The 24310-nt window shown below is 47.7% G+C and carries 21 protein-coding genes; 13 read left to right on the forward strand and 8 right to left on the reverse strand.

The genetic code is table 11. The annotated features are described in order from the left end of the window. Positions 1-62: 62 nt before the first annotated feature. Positions 63-1973, reverse strand: coding sequence for an ATP-binding cassette domain-containing protein (locus tag KO512_RS16760; RefSeq protein ID WP_215953497.1), 1911 nt, complete (start codon positions 1971-1973; stop codon positions 63-65). Between the two features lie 20 nt (positions 1974-1993). Here KO512_RS16760 and KO512_RS16765 point away from each other — a divergent pair, with 20 nt between their 5' ends. From KO512_RS16765 to KO512_RS16790, 6 genes are all read left to right on the forward strand, one after another. Further along, positions 1994-2509, forward strand: coding sequence for a TIGR02444 family protein (locus KO512_RS16765; protein WP_215953498.1), 516 nt, complete (start codon positions 1994-1996; stop codon positions 2507-2509). A gap of 61 nt (positions 2510-2570) precedes the next feature. Continuing rightward, the gene (locus KO512_RS16770; RefSeq protein ID WP_215953499.1) at positions 2571-3296 is read left to right on the forward strand and encodes an FKBP-type peptidyl-prolyl cis-trans isomerase; all 726 of its coding nucleotides are present in this window, start codon (positions 2571-2573) and stop codon (positions 3294-3296) included. Between the two features lie 329 nt (positions 3297-3625). Continuing rightward, a complete protein-coding gene (locus tag KO512_RS16775; RefSeq protein WP_215953500.1) occupies positions 3626-4639 on the forward strand; it encodes an amino acid ABC transporter substrate-binding protein in 1014 nt (337 codons plus the stop codon). A gap of 104 nt (positions 4640-4743) precedes the next feature. Beyond that, positions 4744-5967: an amino acid ABC transporter permease gene (locus KO512_RS16780; protein WP_215953501.1), complete on the forward strand. Its 1224-nt coding sequence runs from the start codon at positions 4744-4746 to the stop codon at positions 5965-5967. A gap of 11 nt (positions 5968-5978) precedes the next feature. After that, the gene (locus KO512_RS16785; RefSeq protein WP_215953502.1) at positions 5979-7079 is read left to right on the forward strand and encodes an amino acid ABC transporter permease; all 1101 of its coding nucleotides are present in this window, start codon (positions 5979-5981) and stop codon (positions 7077-7079) included. 48 nt (positions 7080-7127) lie between these two features. Then, entirely contained in the window at positions 7128-7856 is a 729-nt protein-coding gene (locus KO512_RS16790) for an amino acid ABC transporter ATP-binding protein (protein WP_215953597.1), read from the forward strand. Positions 7857-7960: 104 nt separating this feature from the next. Here the strand turns inward: KO512_RS16790 and KO512_RS16795 are convergent, their stop codons facing one another. From KO512_RS16795 to rsd, 4 genes are all read right to left on the reverse strand, one after another. Beyond that, positions 7961-8185, reverse strand: coding sequence for a hypothetical protein (locus tag KO512_RS16795; protein ID WP_215953503.1), 225 nt, complete (start codon positions 8183-8185; stop codon positions 7961-7963). Between the two features lie 118 nt (positions 8186-8303). Then, positions 8304-8528 (reverse strand): hypothetical protein, encoded by a 225-nt coding sequence (locus KO512_RS16800; protein ID WP_215953504.1) that lies wholly within the window; start codon positions 8526-8528, stop codon positions 8304-8306. Positions 8529-8982: 454 nt separating this feature from the next. Then, complete coding sequence (locus tag KO512_RS16805; protein WP_215953505.1) at positions 8983-9963, reverse strand: WD40 repeat domain-containing protein; 981 nt, start codon at positions 9961-9963, stop codon at positions 8983-8985. Positions 9964-10005: 42 nt separating this feature from the next. Next, positions 10006-10488, reverse strand: a complete 483-nt coding sequence (gene rsd / locus KO512_RS16810) for a sigma D regulator (protein WP_215953506.1) — start codon at positions 10486-10488, stop codon at positions 10006-10008. 329 nt (positions 10489-10817) lie between these two features. Between rsd and KO512_RS16815 the strand changes: the two genes are divergently transcribed. Beyond that, complete coding sequence (locus KO512_RS16815) at positions 10818-11216, forward strand: flagellar basal body-associated FliL family protein (protein ID WP_215953507.1); 399 nt, start codon at positions 10818-10820, stop codon at positions 11214-11216. A 99-nt stretch (positions 11217-11315) separates the two neighbouring features. Here the strand turns inward: KO512_RS16815 and gshA are convergent, their stop codons facing one another. After that, the gene (gshA, locus tag KO512_RS16820; RefSeq protein WP_215953508.1) at positions 11316-12881 is read right to left on the reverse strand and encodes a glutamate--cysteine ligase; all 1566 of its coding nucleotides are present in this window, start codon (positions 12879-12881) and stop codon (positions 11316-11318) included. A gap of 160 nt (positions 12882-13041) precedes the next feature. Further along, positions 13042-14481: a pyruvate kinase gene (gene pyk, locus KO512_RS16825; protein ID WP_215953509.1), complete on the reverse strand. Its 1440-nt coding sequence runs from the start codon at positions 14479-14481 to the stop codon at positions 13042-13044. 265 nt (positions 14482-14746) lie between these two features. Here pyk and KO512_RS16830 point away from each other — a divergent pair, with 265 nt between their 5' ends. Together KO512_RS16830 and KO512_RS16835 are read left to right on the forward strand one after the other, a co-directional pair. Beyond that, complete coding sequence (locus tag KO512_RS16830) at positions 14747-16990, forward strand: PAS domain S-box protein (RefSeq protein ID WP_215953510.1); 2244 nt, start codon at positions 14747-14749, stop codon at positions 16988-16990. A gap of 29 nt (positions 16991-17019) precedes the next feature. Further along, positions 17020-18396 carry a sigma-54-dependent transcriptional regulator gene (locus KO512_RS16835; RefSeq protein WP_215953511.1) on the forward strand — a complete coding sequence of 459 codons (1377 nt, stop codon included), beginning with the start codon at positions 17020-17022 and terminating at the stop codon, positions 18394-18396. 62 nt (positions 18397-18458) lie between these two features. On the opposite strand, the gene KO512_RS16840 is transcribed toward KO512_RS16835, so the two are convergent. Beyond that, a complete protein-coding gene (locus KO512_RS16840; protein WP_215953512.1) occupies positions 18459-20054 on the reverse strand; it encodes a methyl-accepting chemotaxis protein in 1596 nt (531 codons plus the stop codon). Between the two features lie 379 nt (positions 20055-20433). Between KO512_RS16840 and KO512_RS16845 the strand changes: the two genes are divergently transcribed. The 4 genes from KO512_RS16845 to KO512_RS16860 all read left to right on the forward strand — a co-directional run bounded on the left by KO512_RS16845 (position 20434) and on the right by KO512_RS16860 (position 24309). Continuing rightward, the gene (locus KO512_RS16845; RefSeq protein WP_215953513.1) at positions 20434-21417 is read left to right on the forward strand and encodes a TRAP transporter substrate-binding protein; all 984 of its coding nucleotides are present in this window, start codon (positions 20434-20436) and stop codon (positions 21415-21417) included. Positions 21418-21635: 218 nt separating this feature from the next. Next, positions 21636-22223 (forward strand): TRAP transporter small permease, encoded by a 588-nt coding sequence (locus KO512_RS16850; protein ID WP_215953514.1) that lies wholly within the window; start codon positions 21636-21638, stop codon positions 22221-22223. Then, the gene (locus KO512_RS16855; protein ID WP_215953515.1) at positions 22220-23617 is read left to right on the forward strand and encodes a TRAP transporter large permease; all 1398 of its coding nucleotides are present in this window, start codon (positions 22220-22222) and stop codon (positions 23615-23617) included. The genes KO512_RS16850 and KO512_RS16855 overlap by 4 nt, the downstream gene beginning before the upstream one ends. A gap of 173 nt (positions 23618-23790) precedes the next feature. After that, on the forward strand, positions 23791-24309 hold the full coding sequence (locus KO512_RS16860) for a hypothetical protein (RefSeq protein WP_303493005.1): 519 nt from the start codon (positions 23791-23793) through the stop codon (positions 24307-24309). Position 24310: the final 1 nt, after the last annotated feature.

Genomic DNA, 24310 nt, shown 5'->3' on the forward strand with positions numbered 1-24310 from the left:
GCCGTTGAATGCGCGTAATGATGATGCGTATCAACGGCTTTTTGATGCGTTCTTATCGGGCGTTAAAGCGAGGTTTCGCTTTCTAGCTGCTCTAATTCTTCGAGTTTTTCCATCCATTCAGATTCAATCGCATCTGCTTTTTGTTGTAGCTCGCCCTGTTGTTGTAGCTGACGTTTAAGCTGCTCTTTATTGCCCTCTTCATACAAGCTGACATCTGCCAGTGACGTTTCTACCTGCTGTAGTTCTTGAGTCACCTTGTCGAGTGTCGCTTCAAGCTTATCAATCGCTTTGCGTAGGGGCCGAAGTGCGTTGCGCCTTTCCGCTTCAAGTCGTTTTTGCTCTTTCTTTTCAGCGGCGCTAAGTGAGCGGTTCTCTTTTGGTTCTTCTACGGTTTGATTTTGTGTTCGACGTTGCGCCGCCAGCCATTGTTGATAATCATCCATATCGCCATCAAAAGGCGATACACGGCCATTAGCAACCAGCCAGAACTGATCTACCGTATTACGTAGCAAGTGACGATCGTGGGAGACTAGAATTAGGGCGCCGTCGAAGTTTTGTAGTGCCAGCGTGAGAGCATGACGAACTTCTAAGTCGAGGTGGTTGGTTGGCTCATCGAGCAGTAGCAGGTTGGGCCGTTGCCAAGCGATCAATGCCAGTGCGACGCGCGCTTTTTCACCGCCGGAGAAGCGTTTTACCGGTTCTAGGGCGCGGTCACCGTTAAAATCAAAACTGCCTAAATAATTTCGAATCTCTTGGTCACTGGCTTTCGGCGAGATACGCTGAATATGCAGGGCGGGGGAGGCTTCTAGATCCAGCGCTTCAAGCTGATGCTGGGCGAAATAGCCAATTTTTAGATGCTCACCCGCATGATAGACGCCATCAATTAAGGGAAGGTCTTGGGTCAGGGTTTTAATCAGTGTTGATTTACCCGCGCCATTCGGCCCGAGCAGGCCAATACGATCGCCTGGAGACAGGGTCAGTTTTACATCCTTCAGAATCGCTTGGCTGTAGCCGAGCTGAGCGTTGTTAAGACTCATTAACGGGAAGGATATTTTATCCGATGATTGAAAGGTAAAACTGAATGGGCTGTCGACATGTGCTGGGGCGATCAGCTCCATGCGTTCTAACTCTTTCACTCGGCTTTGGGCCTGTTTGGCTTTCGTGGCTTTGGCTTTAAAGCGGTTAACAAAACTCTCAATCTCAGCGATTCTCACCTGTTGTTTTTCAAACTGGGATTGTTGCTGGGCGAGCCGTTCGGCGCGACGTTTCTCAAAATCGCTGTAACCGCCTTTATACAGTTCCGTTTTCTGCTGAGCCATGTGCACGATATGGGTGCTGACCGCATCGAGGAAATCTCGGTCATGGGAGATCAGCAGCAGTGTACCCTGGTAATTACGTAACCATTGCTCTAACCAGATTGTCGCATCGAGGTCGAGGTGGTTGGTGGGCTCATCAAGCAGGAGAATATCGGAGTGGCTCATCAGCGCTTGGGCTAGATTGAGTCGAATCCGCCAGCCGCCGGAAAAGGTATTCACGGGGCGCTGGGCATCAGCGGTCGAGAAACTCAGGCCATTTAATAGCTGGTGTGCGCGAGCTTCAGCACTATAGCCATCGATAGCATCCAGCTGGGCATGTAGCTCGCCAATACGGTGATGGTTGCCGGACTGCTCTGCGTCGGCCAGCCCTTGCTGCACCGCCCGTAAGCGGTGATCGCCATCGAGCACATAGTCAATCGCCCGACCATCACTGTCGGCAACTTCTTGTGCCATGTGGGCAATGGTAAGATTACCGGGCAGTTGCAGGTCACCTTCATCAGGCTGTAGCTGGCCAAGAATAAGTTTGAAAAGCGAGGATTTACCGACACCATTGGCGCCGACAATGCCCACTTTCTGATTGGCGTGGATCGTTAATTGCGCTCTGTCTAGCAGGCGCAGGGGTCCACGTTGTAAGCTTAACTGGTTTAACTGAATCATGGCGGCGGATTTTATCACAGATGTTAGATAATAATGTGTTTTGGAACTACGCAGTACAGACCTATTCTACCCCAGAGGTGGCGGATCTTTGCCTAACATTACAAAATCAATATCAATTGAGTGTTAATGATCTGCTCTTTGGTTTATGGCTGGCGCGGGAGGGTAAGCGATTACCGCAAGAACTGGATGATCCGTCGGTCCGGCAGTGGCGTGGCAAGATGCTTGAACCGTTGCGTAAATTACGTTTTGATCTGCGCCAATCAAAACAATCAGAGGACGAGCAGCACTGCTATGAAGCCTTGAAAAAAGCAGAATTGAGTGCCGAAAAGGTAGAGATCGGACTGCTCTATGATCTTCGAGATCTGTGTCCTGATGTCGAGCGAGCGGATGGGGCCGAAGCTTTGACTCAACTGAGTTACCTGAATCTCTGTGCAGCCGCTAAGGTGACGACTAAAACAGCAGAAAATTTAGGGGATTTACCGGCTCTTTTACGGCAATTAAGCGATAAAGCCGCAGGTGCGGTAGTAATCGGCTGAACTTTTCAGTTTAATGGCTTACTAACAGCACATAAATGATCCCAGAATTTAAGGAATGACAATGAAGAAGACGCTGGTGGCCGTGGCCGTAGCAAGTATCGTATTGGTCGGTTGTGGCCCTGATAAAGAGCAGGCCGTGGCAGAGGTAGAGAAGCCTTATACTCTGGAAACAGATCAGCAGAAACTGGGGTATAGCTTAGGTCTGATGCTGGGAGAGCGTCTGAAAGCGGATGTTGAAGAGTTGGATGTCGATGCCCTGCGCCGCGCGGTTGAAACTGTTTATTCCGGTGATGAGCCGCTGCTGAAACCTGAAGAGGTTGAAGCGACCATGATGGCTTTCCAACAGGCTAAAATGGCTGAACAGCAAGCTCAGTTTGCCAAAATATCAGAAGGCAATCTGAAAAAAGGTCAAGACTATCAAGCTGAGAATGCTAAGAAAGATGGGGTTGTTACTACCGAGTCTGGTCTTCAGTATGAAGAGTTAACCGCTGGCGAGGGCGATAGTCCAAAAGCGGAAGATACCGTTAAAGTGCACTACCGTGGTTCATTAATCGACGGTACCGATTTTGATAGCTCGTATAGCCGTGGCGAGCCGGTTTCTTTCCCGCTGAATGGTGTTATACCCGGTTGGACAGAAGGTCTGCAGTTGATGAAAGCAGGTGGCAAAGCGCGCCTAGTGCTGCCAGCTGAACTGGCATATGGACCGGGTGGTATGGGTGATGCGATCGGCCCTAATGAAACACTGGTTTTTGAAGTTGAATTGTTAGAGATCAACCCAGCTGAGTAAAGCGCTAAAGTTGGTCAAAAATATACAAACCACCCGCATGGGTGGTTTTTTTTGGTGCGGAAAAAGAGCATTGATTGGAAATGTTATAAAAAACGAGCGTTTTTGATAGTTATTTTGTAGATTTATTTCAACATGATGAAAGAGTACTACAGCCGGTAGCAGCGATCTCCTGTACAGATGAGGAACTGTTGCTACACTTATAGTTAAATATTTGGAATATAAGAATAAAAAGTGGAATGTTACTTGCTTAGATTAGATGTATGGCAAGGTTGCCAACACGGCGCTACTTTTATTATTCATTCATTTGTTACAAAGAGAGGAAGCATCCAATGAAGAAAACCCTGATCTCTGCTGCCATCCTGATGACCGCAATGACTGGTGCTGCTACGGCAGGTACTTTAGAAACAGTGAAGGAACGTGGAGCTGTTCAGTGTGGTGTGACAAGTGGTGTCCCTGGCTTCTCAGTGCCTGATGATAAAGGTAACTGGAAAGGTCTGGACGTTGATTTATGTCGAGCGGTTGCTGCTGCAGTACTGGGCGATGCTACAAAAGTTAAATTCATTCCGCTTAATGCGAAAGAGCGTTTTACCGCGCTAGTGTCTGGTGAAATTGATGTATTGTCCCGTGTAACAACTTGGACACAGACTCGTGATACACAGCTAGGTATCAACTTTGCAGGCGTTAACTACTACGATGGTCAAGGCTTTCTTGTGAAGAAAGATCTGGGCTTGAAAAGCGTTAAAGAGTTGGATGGTGCAACTGTTTGTGTTCAGTCCGGTACAACGACTGAGTTGAATATGGCCGATTACTTCCGTGCTAATGGTATTTCATATACGCCAGTGGTTTTTGATACCAATGATCAGGCAGCACAGGCGTTTGATAGTGGCCGTTGTGATTCGTTCACCACTGACTTGTCGCAAGCGGCAGGCCTGCGTACCCGTATGCAAGATCCATCAAGCGTTGGCGCGCTGCCAGAGGTTATCTCTAAAGAGCCACTGGGACCCGTTGTTCGTCAGGGTGATGATACTTGGTTTAATATCGTCAAGTGGACACACAATGCGATGCTAAACGCTGAAGAGCTAGGTTTAACATCTGCTAATGTTGATAAGATGAAGGCTGAAAGCACTGATCCAAACGTTAAACGTTTGGTTGGTATCGACGGACCTAAAGGTAAAGGCCTAGATCTGGCTGACGACTGGGCATACCAGATTGTTAAGCAGGTAGGTAACTACGGTGAAGCTTATGAGCGTAACGTAGGTAAAGATTCTCCACTGGGTCTGGATCGCGGCTTGAACGCGTTGTGGAACCAAGGGGGACTGCAGTACGCTCCACCAATGCGTTAAACATGCTGATCAACGGCTGGCCTAAGGGTTGGCCGTTTTTGTTTCTGTCCCTAGGCGTATTGCCTGGGGCAGAAAGATCTGTGTACTGATTTCTGGAGTTAACAATGTCCTCAGACATTTCGAATTCAGGTCACAAGCCTGATGGCTCAGCCAAACAAAAAGCACCACCGGTGAGTCAGCCAAAATTCTGGAACGATCCGAAAAAACGATCGTTACTGTTTCAGGTGCTGTTACTGTCCATCTTGGGTTTTGTCTTTTACACCATAATTGACAATACACTGACCAATCTTGAACAACGTGGTATTACGACAGGCTTCGACTTCTTAAGCCGTGAAGCCGGTTTCGGTATTGCCATGAGTCTTATCGATTATACTGAAGCGTCAAGCTACGGTATGACCTTTATTGTCGGCCTATTAAATACCATATTGATCGCTGTTCTGGGTATTATTGCGGCGACTATTCTTGGCTTTATTCTGGGTGTGGCGCGGTTATCAGATAACTGGTTAGTCGCTAAGTTTTCTGCGCTATATATCGAAGTTTTCCGTAATATTCCTCTGCTGCTGCAAATATTCTTCTGGTACTACGCGGTACTGCGAACACTGCCGCAACCGCGTCAAAGTATCGAATTTTTCGGCTCATTTATTAATAACCGAGGTTTTATTTTCCCAGCGCCCGTGCCTGAAGCAGGTTTTGGTTGGGTTACCTTCGGTTTTTTCGCTGCGATTGTAGCCAGTTGGTTGATTGCCCGTTGGGCAAGAAAACGGCAAGAGCTGACCGGGCAGCAGTTTCCGGTAGCTCTGACCACCATTGGTTTGATTATCGGTGTGCCTCTGGTGCTATTCCTGTTTAGTGGAATGCCATTGGGGCTTGATCATCCGGAGCTGAAAGGCTTTAACTTTAAGGGTGGTATCACCGTTATACCTGAGCTTATTGCGCTCTGGCTGGCGTTGAGTATCTATACGGCTGCCTTTATTGCTGAAACGGTTCGCGCAGGTATTCTGGCTGTATCTCATGGTCAAACGGAAGCGGCAACCGCACTGGGTATGTCAAAAGCGAAAACCCTGCGTCTGATTGTGATCCCTCAAGCACTGCGAGTGGTGATCCCTCCACTGACCAGCCAGTATCTTAATTTGACTAAGAACTCCTCACTGGCGACCGCCATCGGTTATCCCGACTTGGTTAACGTCTTTGCTGGGACGACTTTGAATCAGACGGGGCAGGCTATTGAGGTTATTTCCATGACGATGGCTGTCTACTTAGCTCTGAGTTTGATGACCTCATTCTTTATGAACTGGTATAACGCCAGAATTCAGTTGTCGGAACGTTAGGAGGGGATGCTATGAAATACGAACTACAACCCACGTTGCCCCCGCCTGCTAACATGATTGGTGTTATCGGCTGGCTGCGGAAAAATTTGTTTAACGGCCCCGTTAATTCGATAGCAACGATAGTGGTCGGATATTTTCTGATCAGTTTTCTGGTGCCAACGATTCAGTGGATCTTTATCGATTCCGATTGGGTCGGCGATAGCCGTGATGCCTGTACCAGCGGTGGTGCATGCTGGGTGTTTATTGCCAATCGATTGGATCAGTTTCTCTATGGGTTTTACCCAGAAGCGGAACATTGGCGGGTGCAAATCGCTTTTATTATTTTGATTGGCTCAATCATCTGGCTAGTGTTGCCGAAGACGCCGAAGAAGGGACTGGTTGCAACGCTGTTGCTGGTCGTTTATCCCGTTGTCGCGTTCTTCCTGTTGTACGGTAACGCCTTTGGTCTGACTCGGGTGGAAACTCATCTGTGGGGTGGCCTGAGTTTGACGCTGGTATTAGCGGTCGTCGGTATTGTGGCTTCACTACCACTGGGTATCTTGCTAGCGCTGGGGCGCCAGTCGGATATGCCGATTGTGAAGTCGGTGTGTGTCATCTTTATCGAAATCTGGCGGGGTGTTCCGCTGATCACGGTACTGTTTATGGCTTCGGTGATGTTGCCATTGTTCTTCCCTGAAGGGATGAGCTTTGACAAGCTGCTGAGGGCGTTAATCGGTATCACCCTATTCCAGTCTGCCTATATGGCAGAAGTGATCAGGGGTGGACTGCAGGCGATTCCTAAGGGGCAGTATGAAGCGGCTGATGCGCTAGGGTTGGGTTATTGGCAGAAGATGATTCTGATCATTATGCCCCAGGCATTGAAATTGATGATACCGGGTATCGTTAATACGTTTATCGCTCTGTTCAAGGATACCAGCTTAGTACTGATTATCGGTTTGTTTGATGTGTTGGCGATTGGTCAGGCGGCAAACCAAGACCCTGAATGGATTGGCTATTCCACCGAGAGTTATTTATTTGTTGCCCTGTTGTTCTGGATGTTCTGTTTCAGTATGTCGCGTTATTCGCAACATCTGGAAAAAGCATTAAATACCGGCCATGGCAACCGTGCCTGATTACAGAGAGATTTTGATATGAGCCATTCACAAGCGACTGATAAAATGATGGTGGAATTGCGCGACCTGAACAAATGGTACGGCGAATTTCATGTGTTGAAGAATATTAATCTGGAAGTTAAACAGGGCGAAAAGATTGTTATCTGTGGTCCATCAGGATCGGGTAAGTCGACGATGATTCGCTGTATTAACCATCTAGAGGAGCATCAGAAGGGTGATATCATCGTTAATGGTATTCCCCTGAATGAAGATATTAAAAATATCGAAGCGATTCGTAAGGAAGTAGGGATGGTGTTCCAGCACTTTAATCTATTCCCTCACCTGACGGTGTTAGAAAACTGTGTCCTCGCCCCGATCTGGGTGAAAAAGATGCCTCGTAAGCAAGCCGAAGCCGAAGCGATGGAGCTGCTTGAGCGGGTGAAAATTCCCGATCAGGCACTCAAGTATCCTGGGCAGTTATCCGGTGGTCAGCAACAGCGTGTTGCTATCGCTCGTTCACTCTGCATGAACCCCGACGTGATGCTCTTCGATGAGCCAACCTCGGCACTCGACCCAGAGATGATCAAAGAGGTACTCGACGTTATGATTGAATTGGCTACCGAAGGTATGACGATGCTCTGTGTAACCCACGAGATGGGTTTCGCTAAGACGGTGGCCGATCGGGTTATCTTTATGGATGGTGGGCAGATTGTTGAAGAGAACGAGCCTCATGAGTTCTTTAACAACCCTCAACATGAACGAACTCAACTGTTCCTAAGCCAGATCTTGCAGCATTAATTTACGTTGCTAAAAATGGATCAAAAAAACCGCCGATTGGCGGTTTTTTATTGAAGCGTAAAACGTGCTGGGAACTGCGGTATGGTGAGTTCCTAGAATGTGAATTACTTGATAGACGCTTCTGTGTATTCAAGTTCATCCAACTGACCATCTTTGTTGACGTCAGATGCTTCGAAAATCTCAGTCAAACCTTCAATATTTTTCGCTTCTTCTTGGCTGACAAAGCCATCAGCATCAAGGTCGGCTGCGTTAAATTCAGGCATATCAACGGCGAATGCGGCAGCGGATACAGATGTTAAGGCAATGGCGCATAGAGTTTTGATGTTCATGGTTAAGCTCCTAGTGTTCTTTTCGTTAGATGATTAACCCGTCAGCTTAATCAGTTGATCGGAATAATCTCTACTGTCTTTCGTGGTGAGAGAGGGGCCGGTGCCCCCCAAATATCAATTAGCTGATGGCTGCTTCAGCATATTCAGCTTCATCTAATTGACCATCTTTGTTGATATCAGCGGCTTCAAAAACGTCTGTCAGGCCGACAATGTTTTGAGCTTCTTCTTGGCTGACAAAACCATCGGCATTCAGGTCGACAAGGTTAAATTCAGGCTTGTCTGCGGCGAATGCAGTAGCGGATACAGATGTCAGGGCGATGATGCATAGGGTTTTGATATTCATGGTTAAGCTCCTAGTTTATTTACTTGAGATGATTAATCCGTCAGGTTAATAAAATTGACCGGAATAACCCCTTAATAGCAGGTGCTATGCCAAGTCTGATTAGTTCTTATAAATCAATAGCTTATTGTTGTTAATGAAATATAAGCACGGCATTCCTGTCGCTATAGGCCAGCTATGCTGTGGTGTTTTTTGATAACTAATTGATTTTATTGGTTTTTAATTGTCTGCAGATAGAGACCAAGAGGGTTTGTGGCATATAACGGCTTTAAGCACGGAGCAGTAGGCCTGACTCTTGTGGGTGAATTAAGCGTTACCAGTGTGATGTAGGTCTGACGAAATAGAGGCAAATATGAGTAGCGTTGCGTAAAGGGTTGGGGCGGATTGACGGGGAAAGTGATTAGCCGAGCAGCTAATCACTTTGAAAAATATCAGAATGATGGGGTATCGTTGTGTGTTATTTCAGTTCGTTGATGATGCCGTTAGAGCCGATGGCATAATATTGGCCGTTCCCAAAACTAACGGCGTAGACGCCGGTACTGGTAGGACCATAGGGGTCGCGTTTATGGATATTCCAGCTACGTAACATCTCGCCGCTGCTGGTGCTCCATAGCTGAACCGAGCCGGAAGCTGTGCCGGTGAGTAATTGGCTGTTATCGGAAGAGAATCGGGCTGATAGAAAGCTGAGTCGTTTACCAAATAGATCGCTGTTATCCGACAGCGTATGTAATACCTTGCCGTCCAAGGCGCTCCAGATCACGGCGCGGTCTAAACTGCCGGAACTAAAGGCGAGCTGTTTGTTTGGTGAGAGAGCGACCGTATCGACGATATTGCCGAACTTAAGCTTGTGGATAACTTTGTTACTTTGGATATCCCATAGTTGGGCGTTATAAGCATCATCGCCGGTCAGTGCGATGAGTGCATCATCGCTAAGATCAACCGCTTTGACCCGAGCTTCATGACGGAAGGTTTGCATTACGCCACCCTGCTTGGCATTGAAATAGACGGCGGTATGGTCTGCTAAGCCTAGCAGTGCGTAATTGCCATTAGGGGATAGGTCCATTGCGAGAATCTCAGCCGGTGAGCTCCAGAAGCCCTCGGGTTGACCATTACTGAGGTTCCACAGGACTAGATCTTGTTGTTCCGCCGTGGCGGCATAGAGTTCATCAGGCGAAAAGGCGCTGGCTGCAATTAAACTGTATTCGCCGGCTTTATGATTCCAGTTATACAGTCGCTCATGTTGCTTAACATTCCACAGGCTACCGCCATGATTAAATGAGCCAATGGTTGCATAAGTTGACTGTGGGGATAGGCTGGCTGAGTAGGCCCCTTGAAGTGCATACTCAACGTATTGGGTAGGATCATCATTATTACTGCAGCCGGTCAGTATTGTTGTGACCAGAAGGGCACAACCAACAGCACGAAACCTGTTTTCCATAAAGTGTTCCTATCTATACTCTCAGTACAGGTTATTCCGGTCTTATGCTTGGGGTTCAGCAAATACTCGTTCACGGTGAGCGATATGAAGAATCTCAATCATTTTATCTTCGAGGGCAAAGCGTTCTTCGAGAGTTTCGCCCAAGGAAGAGAGTTGGCATGTCAGTTCATACATCTCTTGCAGTGTTATCCCTTCAAAGCTGGAATAAATATCATTGAAGTCGAGCGCGGCATCAGTGCTGTTCTGAATATTAGGAAACAGTGCTTGAGCCTTTTCTAAGCTACCATCATTGAACTCGCTACCCTGTTTTAGTAGCTGCTCATAAACTTCAAAATGACCTGATGAGATATAGTCCATCATGAGTTGGCAGAATTCCTGAATTTTATCATTCAGTGTTTCCTGAACATTTTGTTGCGGCAGAGAAACAAAAAAGCTGATCAGTTTTTGACGTCCGTCGAGCCAGTTATCAATAATGTCGCTCACACCTCCCCAGCGTTCCTGGGCATTACGGCATTTTTCTAGCATAGCAGGCCTCCTTTAATGTTCAGCACTTGCTGTCTGAGTGCCTCAATACTAATCCTATCGTTGTGAAAGAGGCAATAGCCGAACCCTTTTCACTCATAGATAGCTAATCTTGATCATGTGGCGCTGATATTTTCTGCTAAAAATGATACAACAGAAGAGTCTATAAACCTGTACGACCTTTTATTGTTGCGCTGTATGCGATTGAATCGGTTGACGGGGCAATGGGCGCTTATTGTTAAGCGTCCTTTGTTTGCTGGCGTTATGTTTTTATTTATTTCATTGTTTTCAGGTCAGAGGTGTTCTCTGATATTAGATAGGGAAACTTAAGCATGCTGAAACGTTTTTTGCTGGTATTGTTTTTGGGCGCAATGTTGCAGCCTGTCTGGGCAGCCGATGAGCCCTCAGCAGAGGATTATGTTAACTATATTGAACTGAAGCCCTTTGTTGCCAACTTTGTAAGTCCGGGTACTCTGCGGTTTTTGAAGTGTGAAATTACGATACAGGTGACCAGTGCAGCGGCTCACCATGCGGTGAATTATCATATGGCGGAGATTCGCCATGAAGTTCTAATGCTATTGAGCTCTAAAACTGAAGAAGAGCTGAAAACCGTTGATAAGCAGCATATTCTTGCCCAAGAAGCGTTAGAAAAAGTGCAGCGGGTCTTATTGGCCGAGGAAGGGGAGGCCTATGTGGCCGATCTATTCTTTACGAGTTTTGTGTTGCAATAGAGACTAGTTCAACGCTGCTTTAAACCTATTTACGTTTGTAAAACAAAAAAAGCCCTGCTGAGAATGCAGGGCTTTTTTTATTTAGATCGACGTAAAAGACTACTGTGCGAGATAGTTCGCTAGGTAAGTGTCGAAATCGATGGTGTCGCTCATCTCGATCTGCTGTTGCTCAGCAATAGAGATGAGGCTGAGGTCGTCAAGATACTGTTGCTGTTTTGCATCCAGCCCCATACGCGTAATCGTTTCTCGGTGCTGGCGGCTTTGTTGCATAATAAAGGCCTCATAGCTCAGCCCAGAGGTTTTCATCTGTTCGAGAATTTGTGCGGATGGCGTCAATGAAGGGTCATCTAGCTTAGCTTGCTGAGCGCAGACCGCATCAGTGTAGCGGCTATCACCGGCTACTTTATCTAATACCGCCGCGGTTTTGCGAATGTCGCTCAGAATCTGCGAACCCCATTCGGGTACCGTGATGGGCTGATTATCTTTTGTCAGCATTAAGCCCGGGGCTCTTCCTTGGTTAACCACGAGGTTATTATTGCGGTTAATCAGTTCGCACTCATGGCTGTCGACATCGCTAGGGTCGGATAACAGGCAGGTGACCAAAAATGCATCGAGGAAATCGGCCTGTGGTTGGTCGATACCGACGGGGAGTAACGGGTTAATATCGGTGTTGCGTACTTCGATATATTCGACGCCGCGTTCCAGTAGGGCGTGTACCGGTTTTTCGCCGGATAGCGCCACTCGTTTTGGCCGGATATCGCTGTAATATTCATTTTCTATTTGCAGAACATTACTGTTCAGCTGTTTGTAGCCCTGTTCGGTTTTTACCCCGATTTTCTCATAAGGCGGATAGGTTGTGTTGATAGCCTCAGTTAAGCTGTGAATATAGCTATCAAGATGGTTAAAGCAAATATTTAAAGCCGACTGGGCTTTGTTTGAATAACCTAAATCGCTCATGCGCAAAGAGGTGGCGTAGGGGCGGTAGAGGGTTTCTTCATCCCACTGCTCGAGGTCGTGTTCGCGGCCGCGCATAAAGCTGGCCGATAGCGCTGGCGAGGCACCAAACAGATAAAGCAATAACCAAGATGAGCGGCGGAAGTTGCGGATCAGTTTGAAATACCCCGATGAGCGGAAAGCCTGTACGCTTTTTTGGCTTCCCTGAAGATCTCGCAAGATTGGCCAGAGCGATTCCGGCAGTGAAAAGTTGTAATGGATGCCGGCAATGGTTTGCATCATTTTGCCGTAGCGATGCTCTAAGCCTACCCGGTAGATATGCTTTAGACGGCCGACATTGGAGCTACCGAAGCGAGCAATCTGAATTGCGTCTTCATTATCGATATGACAAGGCATGCTGGCATTCCACAGCTCTTCATCGCCCAGATGCTGATAGGCATAGCAGTGCAGCTGCTTTAGGAATTCAAGAGCCTCGGCGGATTTCGAAAACACTGGGGTAATGAACTCCAGTAGCGCTTCCGAATAATCGGTGGTGATATGGCTATGAGTCAGGGCAGCGCCAAGCGAAGCGGGATGACCTGTTTGACTGATTGAGCCATGGGCATCAGCCCGAAGGCCTTCCTTCTCGATACCATGAAGGATGCCGTCAAGTGCCAAAATCTGACCCTTTTCTATAATTAACTGCAGATTCTGTTCCAGAGCCTTTGACACAACCAGGATACCTTATTAACGGAAAAAAGAGCGCTATTATAGCGCAGCATACGCTAAACATAACCCTGTAAAAAAGCGGGAGATTAAAGAGCATAAAAAAGGCCCGCTAATAATGCTTAGCGGGCCTTTAAATGATGCTGTTTTATCCTGAGTTACGGTTTTAAGGAACCTGTAACACCTGCATCGAGTTTGTCCCGCTGCCACTGCCAATCACGGCTCCCCGGGTGAGCAGAATCAAGTCGCCGCTCTCCAGCAGATGTTGCGCTTTAAGGGTTTCCAGAACCTGATTGTTAAGGTCGTTATTATCGATCCCTGTCGCATCAAACAGCATGGGGTGTACGCCGCGGAACAGTGTCATGCGACGCATGGAGCGTTCATTGCGGGTTAGCGCGTAGATTGGAACGCCCGAGCGGATGCGGGACATCCAGCGAGGGGTCGAGCCAGATTCAGTTAGGCAGACAATCGCCTTAACACCGACTAGGTGATTCGCGGTATACATCGCTGAGCGAGCGATGGTTTCATCAAAGTGTTCGCAACGCTGCGAAATACTGGTAGGCGCGGGACGGGAAAGCTGATGCTTTTCAGCGCCCTGACAAATTTTGGTCATCGCCTGTACGACTTCAACTGGGTAGTCGCCCGCGGCCGTTTCGGCGGAGAGCATGACCGCATCGGTGCCATCCAAGATCGCATTGGCTACGTCAAAAACCTCTGCCCGTGTTGGCATAGGGTTTTGGATCATGGACTCCATCATCTGAGTCGCGGTGATCACCACGCGGTTGAGTTCTCGGGCACGATTAATCAGGTGTTTTTGCACGCCAATCAATTCAGCATCGCCGATCTCAACCCCTAGATCTCCTCGGGCCACCATGACGCCATCGCAAGCGAGAATAATGTCGTCGAGCGCTTCAGTAGAGCTGACGGTTTCAGCCCGTTCTACTTTGGCGATAATCTCGGCATTACTGCCTGCGGCATCGAGTAGTTGCCGAGCTTCATGCAGATCGGCAGAGTTGCGAGGAAAAGACACGGCGACATAATCCACATCGATTTCAGCGGCAACTAAAATATCTCGTTTATCTTTCTCGGTTAATGCTGCCGCGGAGAGACCACCACCCTGACGGTTGATGCCTTTATTGTTCGACAGTGGTCCGCCGATAATCACTTCGCAGTTGATTCGGCTGCCCTGTACATCGATAACTTTAAACTGTACTCGGCCATCATCGAGCAGCAAGACGTCGCCAGGGCGGCTATCTCTCGGTAAGGCTTTATAATCGATGCCCACCTGGGTTTGATCGCCAGCATTAGTATCCAGTGATGAGTCGAGGGCGAAGTGGTCACCGACGGCTAGTTTGATTTTCATATCATCTTTAAAGCGGGCGATACGAATCTTGGGGCCTTGCAGGTCACCCAGGATGGCGACTGGAATAGATAGTTTGCTGGATATTTCACGGACTTCATTGGCCCGACGACGGTGGTCATCGGCGCTACCGTGGGAAAAGTTGAGTCGCACAACATTGACGCCGGCACGGATCATTTGGTCGAGGATGCCTGGTTTATCCGTTGCTGGGCCGAGTGTGGCAACTATTTTGGTACGTTTTAACATGATTTGGATATCCGGTAGACGGTATGGGTTTACCTGTTAAACTTTAGATTGCGTTATCTACTGCAAGATAAGTAGCTGGCAATAGTATTTCAAACCAACAGGTTTTGCCCGTTTGCTGACGGAGAGCTTTCTCTCTCTCGTCATTGAGTAAGCAGTATCTTGTAAATATATTACAGAATATGTTTTGTTTGGTCGTATTCTAATGCTTTTTAGCTTTTTTTGTTAGTTCAAATGAATTTTTTGTAGCTTAATTACAGGATTTGTAGTGATTAAAATACGGTTACGCCCTTTATTGCTGTTGTCGTTGGTCATCTTATTCGTTGTGGTGATCTTTCAGACCATCTTAATCAGCCATAGTCGAGCCACTGATGATCTGCAACAGAGCGCATCGGCAAGCCTGAATCGTTATATTTTGAGTCTTCAGCAGGAGCTTGATCGGTATAAAGACTTGCCGAAGCTATTATCGTCGCATTCTGAGTTGGTGAATCTGTTGCTGTTGGATGGCAATGAAGGGGTTTACCGAGCGAATCTTTATCTACAAAAAGTTAATGACACGGTGGGTGCCTCGGATACCTACTTGATGGATACCAACGGGACGACGCTCGCAGCGAGTAACTGGCAGAAAGAGCATAGCTTTGTGGGGCGTAATTTCTCTTTTCGACCCTATTTTCGGGATGCTATTGAGGGGCGAGCCGGACGATATTTTGCCTTGGGCACGACCTCGAAAAAGCGAGGCTACTTTTTCTCCTATCCGGTTGAATATCGGGGCACTATTCTGGGTGTGATCGTGGTGAAAATCGATCTCAATGATATTGAGACGGATTGGCGCGATCCGATGACCGATATTGTAGTAACCGACGAAGATGGCGTCATTTTTATCAGTACCCGTGCGGAGTGGAAGTTTCGTACATTGAAGCCTCTGCCGCAAAAGGACCTACAGCGGATTATCTCTAGTCTGCGTTATGGTGATCATACATTAACCTCGCTCTCCATTGTTGAGCGTAAAGCGTTGAGGGAAGGCGAGGTGGTGACGCTGATTGAGGGGGATCGGATTGATAATCCTGCGCTTGATGGTATTGAGACTCACCAATATTTGCAGCAGACCCGTGCTGTCGAGGATGCCGGGTTCAATGTATCCATTCTAGCGGATTTGAAACCGGTTGATCGGCAGGTTTTGAATAATGTTCTCCTCACCGGCTTTGTTTACAGTGCGTTAGTTTTTTTGGTGTTGTTGCTGTTAGCGCGGCGGCGAATCTCGTTGGAGCGGGCTCGTTTTAAACGACAGCAGACGTTAGCACTGGAGAGGAGTGAAGCGCGTGTTCGAGCGATTATCGATAATACCCATGCGGGCCTGATCACGTTAGATGTCCATGGGGTTATCGAGTCATTTAACCCAACGGCTGAAAAATTATTTGGTTATTGTTCCGACCGGATCACGGGTGAGTATTTTAGCAAGCTGATTAGCCAGCCTGATCGGGCGGTGTGTTGGCAGTATATTTCACAACAAAGAGATGAGCGTTCGTCGGCTGAGTTAATGGTTGAGGTGGTGTGTGTCAGAGCCGATGGCTCTCCATTTCCAGTAGAACTGATTATTGGTCGCATGGCCGATAATAGCGCTAGTCGGTTTGTGGTGACGGTTCATGATATTACCGAGCGTAAAGAGAATGAAGAGCAGTTACGCGAGGCGCGGGATCAGCTGGAGCAGCGGGTTGATGAGCGGACTCAGGATCTAACACGGGCGAATGCGCGCTTGCTGCAAGAAGTGGAAGAGCATAAAAATACTCAGGATGAGTTGATTCAAACCGCTAAGCTGGCGGTGCTAGGGCAGATGTCTGCGGGAATCAATCATGAGTTAAATCAGCCACTGACCGCTATTCGTAGTTATGCCGATAATGCACTGTCGTTTTTAAAGCTGGGTAAAACGGCTCCCGTAACGAGTAATCTTCAGGAGATCAGTGGATTAACCGAACGGATGGCGAAAATTATCGCGCCACTCAAAGAATTTTCCCGTAAAACGACAGGTCAGCAGATGATGATCAGTTTAAAGGCGGTGCGTGATGGCGCGATGTCGATTATGTATGGTCGGCTAGATAAAGCGAATGTCAAAATTGAATGGCCCGATCATCTCGAGCAGCAGTTTGTTTTAGGCGATATGCTGCGGCTTGAACAGGTGGTGGTTAACCTGATTAGTAATGCGCTGCAGGCGATGGAAGGGGTGCCTGAAAAGTGGATAGAGATCGGTGTTGAACGGCAGAACGAGCGTTTATTAATATCCTTTAGAGATCATGGCCCCGGTATTCCTGCGTCCGAACTGGGTAAGGTGTTCGAACCTTTTTATACCACGAAGAAAGCGGGGCAGGGGTTAGGCTTAGGGCTATCAATCTCTCATCGTATTATTGAATCAATGGATGGGCAATTGAGTGTGAGCAATCATCCGTTCGGTGGTGCTGTGTTTACCATTAATATGCCAGCAGCAGATACGTCTGTTTCGATAGTTGGGTTAGAATAATTAAAATTAGACAGGAAGGCGAACCGCCGATGGATGCGAATACCCCGGTTGAACTGCAGCAGCCTCACCAAATTCTACTGGTTGATGATGAAAAACATATTCGGCTGGCGGCGGGGCAGACGTTAGAGTTGGCCGGTTATGATGTCGTCACGGCTGACGGTGCTGAAAAAGCACTGACCCTATTGGACCGCGATTGGCCTGGTGTGGTGGTGAGTGATATCAATATGCCAGGAATTGATGGCTTGGAATTGATGCAGCGAATCATGAGCATCGATGCGGATCTGCCGGTTATTCTCATTACTGGGCATGGCGATATTTCGATGGCCGTGAGTGCGATGCGCGATGGCGCCTATGATTTTATTGAAAAGCCTTTCTCGTCAGAACTGCTGAATGATGTGGTACGTCGTGCGGCGGAAAAACGTCGGCTAACGCTGGAAAACCGCGTGCTGCGTAAGGCGTTAGAGCAGCAGGGTGGTATCGGTCCTCGGATTATTGGCCACTCGCCTGGTATTCAGCAACTGCGAGCGATGATTCAGCATATTGCGGATACTCCCGCTGATATTCTGATTCAGGCTGAAACAGGATCGGGTAAAGATCTCGTGGCCCGCTATATCCATGAACACAGTAATCGTCGAGATAAAAACTTTGTGGCGATTAACTGCGGTGCGGTGCCTGAGCATCTGATTGAGAGTGAGCTGTTCGGTCATGAGAAAGGGGCTTTTACCGATGCTAAGAGTCGCCGTATCGGTAAGTTTGAACACGCCAATGGTGGCACGCTGTTTCTTGATGAAATTGAGAGCATGCCGCTGTCGTTGCAGGTTAAGTTGCTGCGGGTACTGGAAGAGCGGCAGATCGAGCGCTTGGGTTCTAATGAATTGATTCCTCTGGATATTCGTATTGTCGCCGCCACCAAAGTTGATCTAAAGGATTTGAGTGAGCAGGGTGGTTATCGGGCGGATCTCTATTACCGTCTTAATGTTGTCAGTCTTGAGATACCGCCACTGCGAGAACGGCGTGAAGATATTCCGATGTTGTTTCAGCATTTCGCTTTGATTGCCTCGGTTCAATATCAGAAGGAAGTGCCGCAGCTCAGCGTTGAAAAGTTAAGTGCGCTGGTGGCCCATCATTGGCCGGGTAATGTGCGGGAGTTACGTAATATTGCCGAGCGTTATGTGTTGCTTGGGCCAGCGTATAACTTTGCCGTGGGGGATGCCGGTGAGCGGATGGCGGCGAAACAGATGACGTTACCCGAACAGGTTGAGCGGTTTGAAAAGCTGGTGTTGCAAGAGGAGCTGTCGCGTAACAATGGCTCTCTCAAGCTGACGCAAGAAAAGTTGGGCCTGCCACGTAAGACGTTATACGACAAAATGAAAAAATATGACTTAAGCAAAGATGATTTTAAATAGAGAACGTTATCTCTGAAAGAAAACGGCGACCTGCAGGGTCGCCGTTTTACGTTTAAAGCGGATTAGAGCTTGAACTGTCGAGCACGTTTTTCCAGTTCGTCGGCTAATTTACTGATCTGTGTTGAAATCGCGGATAGACGCACCACGCGGTCTTTCGCTTGCTCGCTGCCGTTGTTGATCTCATTGACCGCCCCTTCGATCTCCAGCGTGGCGATACCGCTCTGTTTGACCGACTGGGAGATGCTGTGGTTGGTTTCAGCGATGGATTCCATCTCTTTTTGAATATTAAAGAGGACTTTTGACGTCTCCTGTATCTCTGTCACATTTGATTCTGTCTCTGCGCTGGCTTGGCCCATCACCTGAGCCGCACCCTTAGCATTTTGTTGCAGTGCGCCGATAATATCGTTGATTTCCACCGTTGCATTCTGGGTGCGTAGGGAGAGCGTGCGAACTTCATCCGCCACCACGGCAAAGCCACGGCCCTGTTCGCCTGCACGGGCAGCTTCAATCGCGGCATTCAAGGCGAGCAGGTTGGTTTGTTCGGCAATGTCCTGAATAACGCTTAACACTGCATCAATGTTATAGCTTTGCTGCTCTAACTGAACGATGACATCGGTGGCGTGTTTAATTTGCTGCTGCAGCGACTCAATTTTTTTCACGGTGCCGGCGGTAATCTCTACGCCGTTACGTGTTTCCTGCAGGGCTTTGTCAGACGCTTTAATGGTGACATCGGCGGTGGCTGAGACATTTTGAGTGGCTCCGTCCATGGCGATCATGGCATTGGTAACGGCTTCTGCTCGACTAATCTGCTTCGCTGTACCGGAATTAGCCAGTTCGGTAACATCGCTAATCTGCTGGCTACACTGTCCGAGCATATCGATCGAATGCACAACGTGTTTAATGCTGTCATGGAATGTCCGCAGCATACTATTGAAAGAGGCGGACATCTGTCCGATCTCGTCATTTGATGTAATTTCCAGCTGCTGGGTTAGGTCGGCATTCTGTTCGATATTACGGATAGTTTGATTCATTTTATTGATCGGTTGCAGCACGATACGATGAATCATCCAGCCCACGAGGAGCAGGGCCGCAATAAACAAGCCGAGTTCGACTAATGCGATGTTTCGAATATTGGTGAGGATATGCTGGTCAATTTTGTCGAACGTATAGGTCACTCGAACCGCGCCGAGAATAGTACCTTCTTCAACAGGGTGGCAGGTTAGACAGTTAGTGCCTTTATAGTTTGAACTAGCACGCATCGGGCGCACCACGGTCATGCGGTGACCCTCTTCATCATCTAATTCAAGGGTAATTAATTCGCCATTCATCGCCCGTTTATCTAGATCGTCCTGAATATGTGAATCAGGAGTACCTTCGCCATACATGGATGCGACCGGCTCGCCGCGAATAATACGGGCTTCGGTTAGGTCGGGGTTGCTGAGAATTTTTGATTGTAGCGTTTGACGGTTAGCCATGGCGCCGCTCAGCATCATGATATTGATACTGTCAAAATAGGCATCAGCGGTATTTTGTGTGTTTTGTAGAGCGATATCAGAAGAGAGAACTGTTTCACTTCGATAGATAACTGATACCGATGTAATAAGAACGATTAAAAAAACAAATGCTAGGCTTAGGTTTACTTTTGTTTGAATCGCCATGTTTTATTATCCGAATGTCCGTCTCTAATTTGCCTCTAATATACCTTGCTGTGATGAGAGGGGCGACTGCCTATGTCAGCATTTTGAGTAATAATCTGCCAACGGTGAGCGAGAGCCTCTGACGGAATGTGTGGAAATCCCTCCTTTTGTGGTGTCTGAATGGGTGGAATGCCGCCCATTGGACAAAAATAAGATGTTTCTTGTCGTTAGTGTATATTTTTATAAGTTACTGTTTTTTATAGGGATTAAAATTAATCGTTTTGTTTTTTATTGGTTGGCCTGCTCCTTGCTTTTATCACTCTGAGTTAATAAATGAGCGTGGGTTCTGCTGTTAGACCCAAAAAAAGCGCCTGAATAATTACAAAACTGGAGAAGCAATATGCGTCTTTTATCTGCTGCCGTTACGGCAATGGCCCTGACTTTTGGTGCAACGTCTGTCATGGCTGCACCGATTGAAATTAAATTCTCACACGTCGTTGCTGAAAATACCCCGAAAGGTCAGATGGCCAATAAGTTTGCTGAGTTGGTAGCTGAGCGTTTCCCTGGCAAGGTTGAGGTTAACGTATTCCCAAGTTCACAACTGTTTGGTGACAACAAAGTACTCGAAGCGATGCTGTTAGGCGATGTGCAGATGGCTGCGCCAGCGTTGTCTAAGTTTCAGAAATATACTAAAAGTTTACAGCTGTTCGATCTGCCGTTCCTGTTCAAGGATATGGAAGCCGTCGAGCGTTTCCAAAAAGGGCCGGATGGTCAAAAGATGCTGACATCGCTGGAATCTAAAGGTCTCGTGGGCCTGGGTTACCTGCATAACGGTATGAAGCAACTGTCTGCCAGTAATCCAATTAAAGTACCGGCGGATGTTGATGGTAAGAAATTCCGTATCATGACATCTGATGTGCTGCAGGCTCAGTTTGAAGCAGTTAATGCCGTGCCACTGAAAAAGCCATTCTCTGAAGTCTTTACCCTGCTGCAAACTCGCGCTATCGATGGTCAGGAAAATACCTGGTCTAACATCTACTCGAAGAAATTCTACGAAGTTCAGCCATACATCACCGAATCTAACCATGGTTTGCTGGATTACATGGTGGTTACCTCCGCTGAATTTTGGAATAGCTTAGATGATGATCTACGTACTGAATTGAAAGCGGCGTTGGATGAATCAATTGCTTTCGGTAACAGCATTGCGGCTGAAAAGGCGAATGGTGATAAGCAGGCGATTATCGATTCTAAACGTTCTGAAGTACTTGAAATCACAGCAGAAGAGCGCGCCCAGTGGGTTAGTGCTATGAAGCCTGTATGGGCTCAATTCTCTGATGATATCGGTGCTGATCTAATCAAGGCCGCTGAAGCATCTAATCAGTAATCGGCTTTGCTGACCTTCATTGAAGGTCAGACTCTTATGCTACGGCGGGCAGTGTATGCCTGCTGTAGTCTTTCGGTGGGGTTACACAGGAGAGTCACGTCGGCTCGGCAGGTCTTGCTGAATGGCTGCAAGGCTGTCCTGTGACGCACACACACTGCTAAAAAAAACAGCAGCGTTGTTTCTTACGTATTTGTTCTGCTGTTTTAAAGGGGGCCGTTATGGTTCGTAATTTGGTCACGCAATTGGAAGAGGCGTTTCTCTCCTTGCTGCTGGTAGGGATGACGCTACTGGTATTTGCCGAAGTGGTGATGCGCTTCGGATTTAACACGGGTATCCACTGGGCTCAGGAACTGACGCTGTTGATGGCGGCTTGGTTTGTGCTGTATGGCGCGTCTTATGGCGTCAAAGTGGGAACGCATATCGGGGTTGATGTGTTTGTTAAGTTATTACCCACGAAAGCGCATCGCTTTTTTACTCTGTTAGCGATCGCATTGTGCCTAATCTATTGTGGGCTTTTTCTGTATGGGTCATGGATCTATCTCAGCAAGATGAAGATGATCGGTATCGAGTTGGAAGATATGCCGGTGCCTAAATGGGTGGCGATGAGCATTCTGGTGATTGGTTTCGCTATGCTGATGTTGCGCTTCTTGCAACTGGGCTGGAAGGTGATCACCAAAGAGGTCGATGGCTTTAACTTCAGTGATGAAGCGGAAGATAGTATGGCGATTGCTAAAGAGCTTCAGGAGCTTGAATCTAAGGCGGCGTTGGATAATACCGATGCCAGTCATAAGGAGAGACGTCCATGACTACTGCGGCGCTATTTATAATCTTGTTTGCCTGTATGTTTATGGGTATGCCGATTGCCATCGCACTCGGTTTGTCGAGTGTGGCAACGATCCTGATGTTTTCTAACGATTCTTTGGCGTCTATTTCGCTGAAGCTGTTTGAAGCAACATCAGAGCACTACACCCTGTTGGCCATTCCATTCTTTATTCTCTCTTCTGCGTTTCTCTCAACGGGAGGCGTCGCGAAACGGCTGATTAATTTTGCGGTTGATAGTGTTGGGCATATTCGTGGTGGTTTGGCGATGGCATCAGTGCTGGCTTGTATGCTGTTTGCGGCGGTATCGGGTTCATCTCCAGCAACGGTTGCAGCGATCGGTACCATCGTTATTGCCGGCATGGTGCGTTCGGGTTATCCCGAGTCGTTCGCGGCGGGCGTTATTGCCAATGCGGGTACGCTGGGTATTTTGATTCCGCCTTCCATCGTGATGCTGGTCTATGCAGCGGCGACGGAGGTGTCTGCATCGCGGATGTTTATGGCGGGCTTTATTCCAGGCTTGATGATGGGGGGGATCTTGATGATCGCCATCTATATCGCCGCTCGGATTATGAAGCTACCCGCAGAACCGTTTCCTGGCGTGATGAAGCTGGGTAAATCATTTTTGATTGCCCTCGGCGGGCTGATGTTGATCATCATCGTGCTGGGTTCTATCTATGGTGGTATTGCTAGTCCAACTGAAGCGGCAGCGGTGGCTGCGGTTTATGCCTATCTGGTATCGGTGTTGGGGTATCGTGATATCGGACCGATGAAAGGTATTGCATGGCGTAATAGTGATGAGTCTCTTGTGGCTGCAGCGGTTCGTAATCTATTACAGATGTTATGGGCGATTCCGAAATCTGCACGTCATCCAGAGGTGCGTAAAGTGCTGCTGGACGCGTCTAAAGTCTCGCTGATGCTGCTCTTTATTATTGCCAATGCGATGCTGTTTGCGCACGTACTGACAACTGAGCGGATTCCACATCATATAGCGGAAATCATCGTTCAGTGGGGCTTGCCTGCATGGGGCTTCTTGATTGTGGTGAATATTCTGCTGCTGATTGCGGGTAACTTTATGGAGCCTTCGGCGATTCTGCTGATTATGGCGCCTATTTTGTTCCCTATCGCGATGAAGCTGGGTATCGATCCTATCCATCTGGGTATTATCATGGTGGTCAACATGGAGATCGGTATGTTGACACCGCCAGTGGGGCTCAATCTATTTGTGACTGCGGGTATCACCGGTAAGAATATGATCTGGGTGATCAAAGCTTGCTTGCCATGGTTATGTCTGTTGTTGATGTTCCTGATGCTGATTACCTATATACCGCAGATATCGTTGTTCCTGCCGGAATATATCGATCATTTAAAAGGTTACTAATCGGTATCTTTAGTCTGGCAGGCTGGGTGATGATGAGTTGCTCATGATCCTAAGTGAATGTCAGACCGCTAAAGCCGACGTTTCGTGATGAAGCGTCGGCTTTTTTATATCGTCAGAAAACCCTGAATCAATTATAATCGCCAGCCTATTTATAAATTGCTAATGGTATCGCTGTGTTGGGTTATCTTGCTGTTGTATGGGGTATTGTCGGTATTACCTTTATCTTTGGTAATGCCATTGTCCGAATCGGAACGATAGGGCTGGATACGTTTGCATTCTCATTAAACTGGTATCACTGGGTGGCGTTAGCGATCAGTGTGTTGTTTATGGGATTTGCTGAGGGTTATAAAGGCTTTCAGCGGGCATACTCTCCTAGAGTGGCGGCACGGCTGCTTTATCTTCGAGATAATGTGACTCCTGTCCGTTTAGTGTTTGCTCCTCTGTTTTGCATGGGTTTTTTCGATATTCGGCGGCGGCGCATGATTATTACCTACTGTCTTTTACTCGGTATTTTAGCGTTGATACAGCTGGTTCATATGCTGGATCAGCCTTGGCGCGGGATCGTCGATCTGGGTGTTGTCGTGGGGCTAACGTGGGGCTGTGTGTCGATTGTGCTGTTTGTTATGAAAGCGTTTATGTCAGAGACATTTGAATATTCACCGGAAATGCCGGAACTAAAAAACGCACCTTAAG

It is taken from the genome of Amphritea atlantica (genome assembly GCF_018860855.1).
GTDB classification, from domain to species: domain Bacteria; phylum Pseudomonadota; class Gammaproteobacteria; order Pseudomonadales; family Balneatricaceae; genus Amphritea; species Amphritea atlantica_A.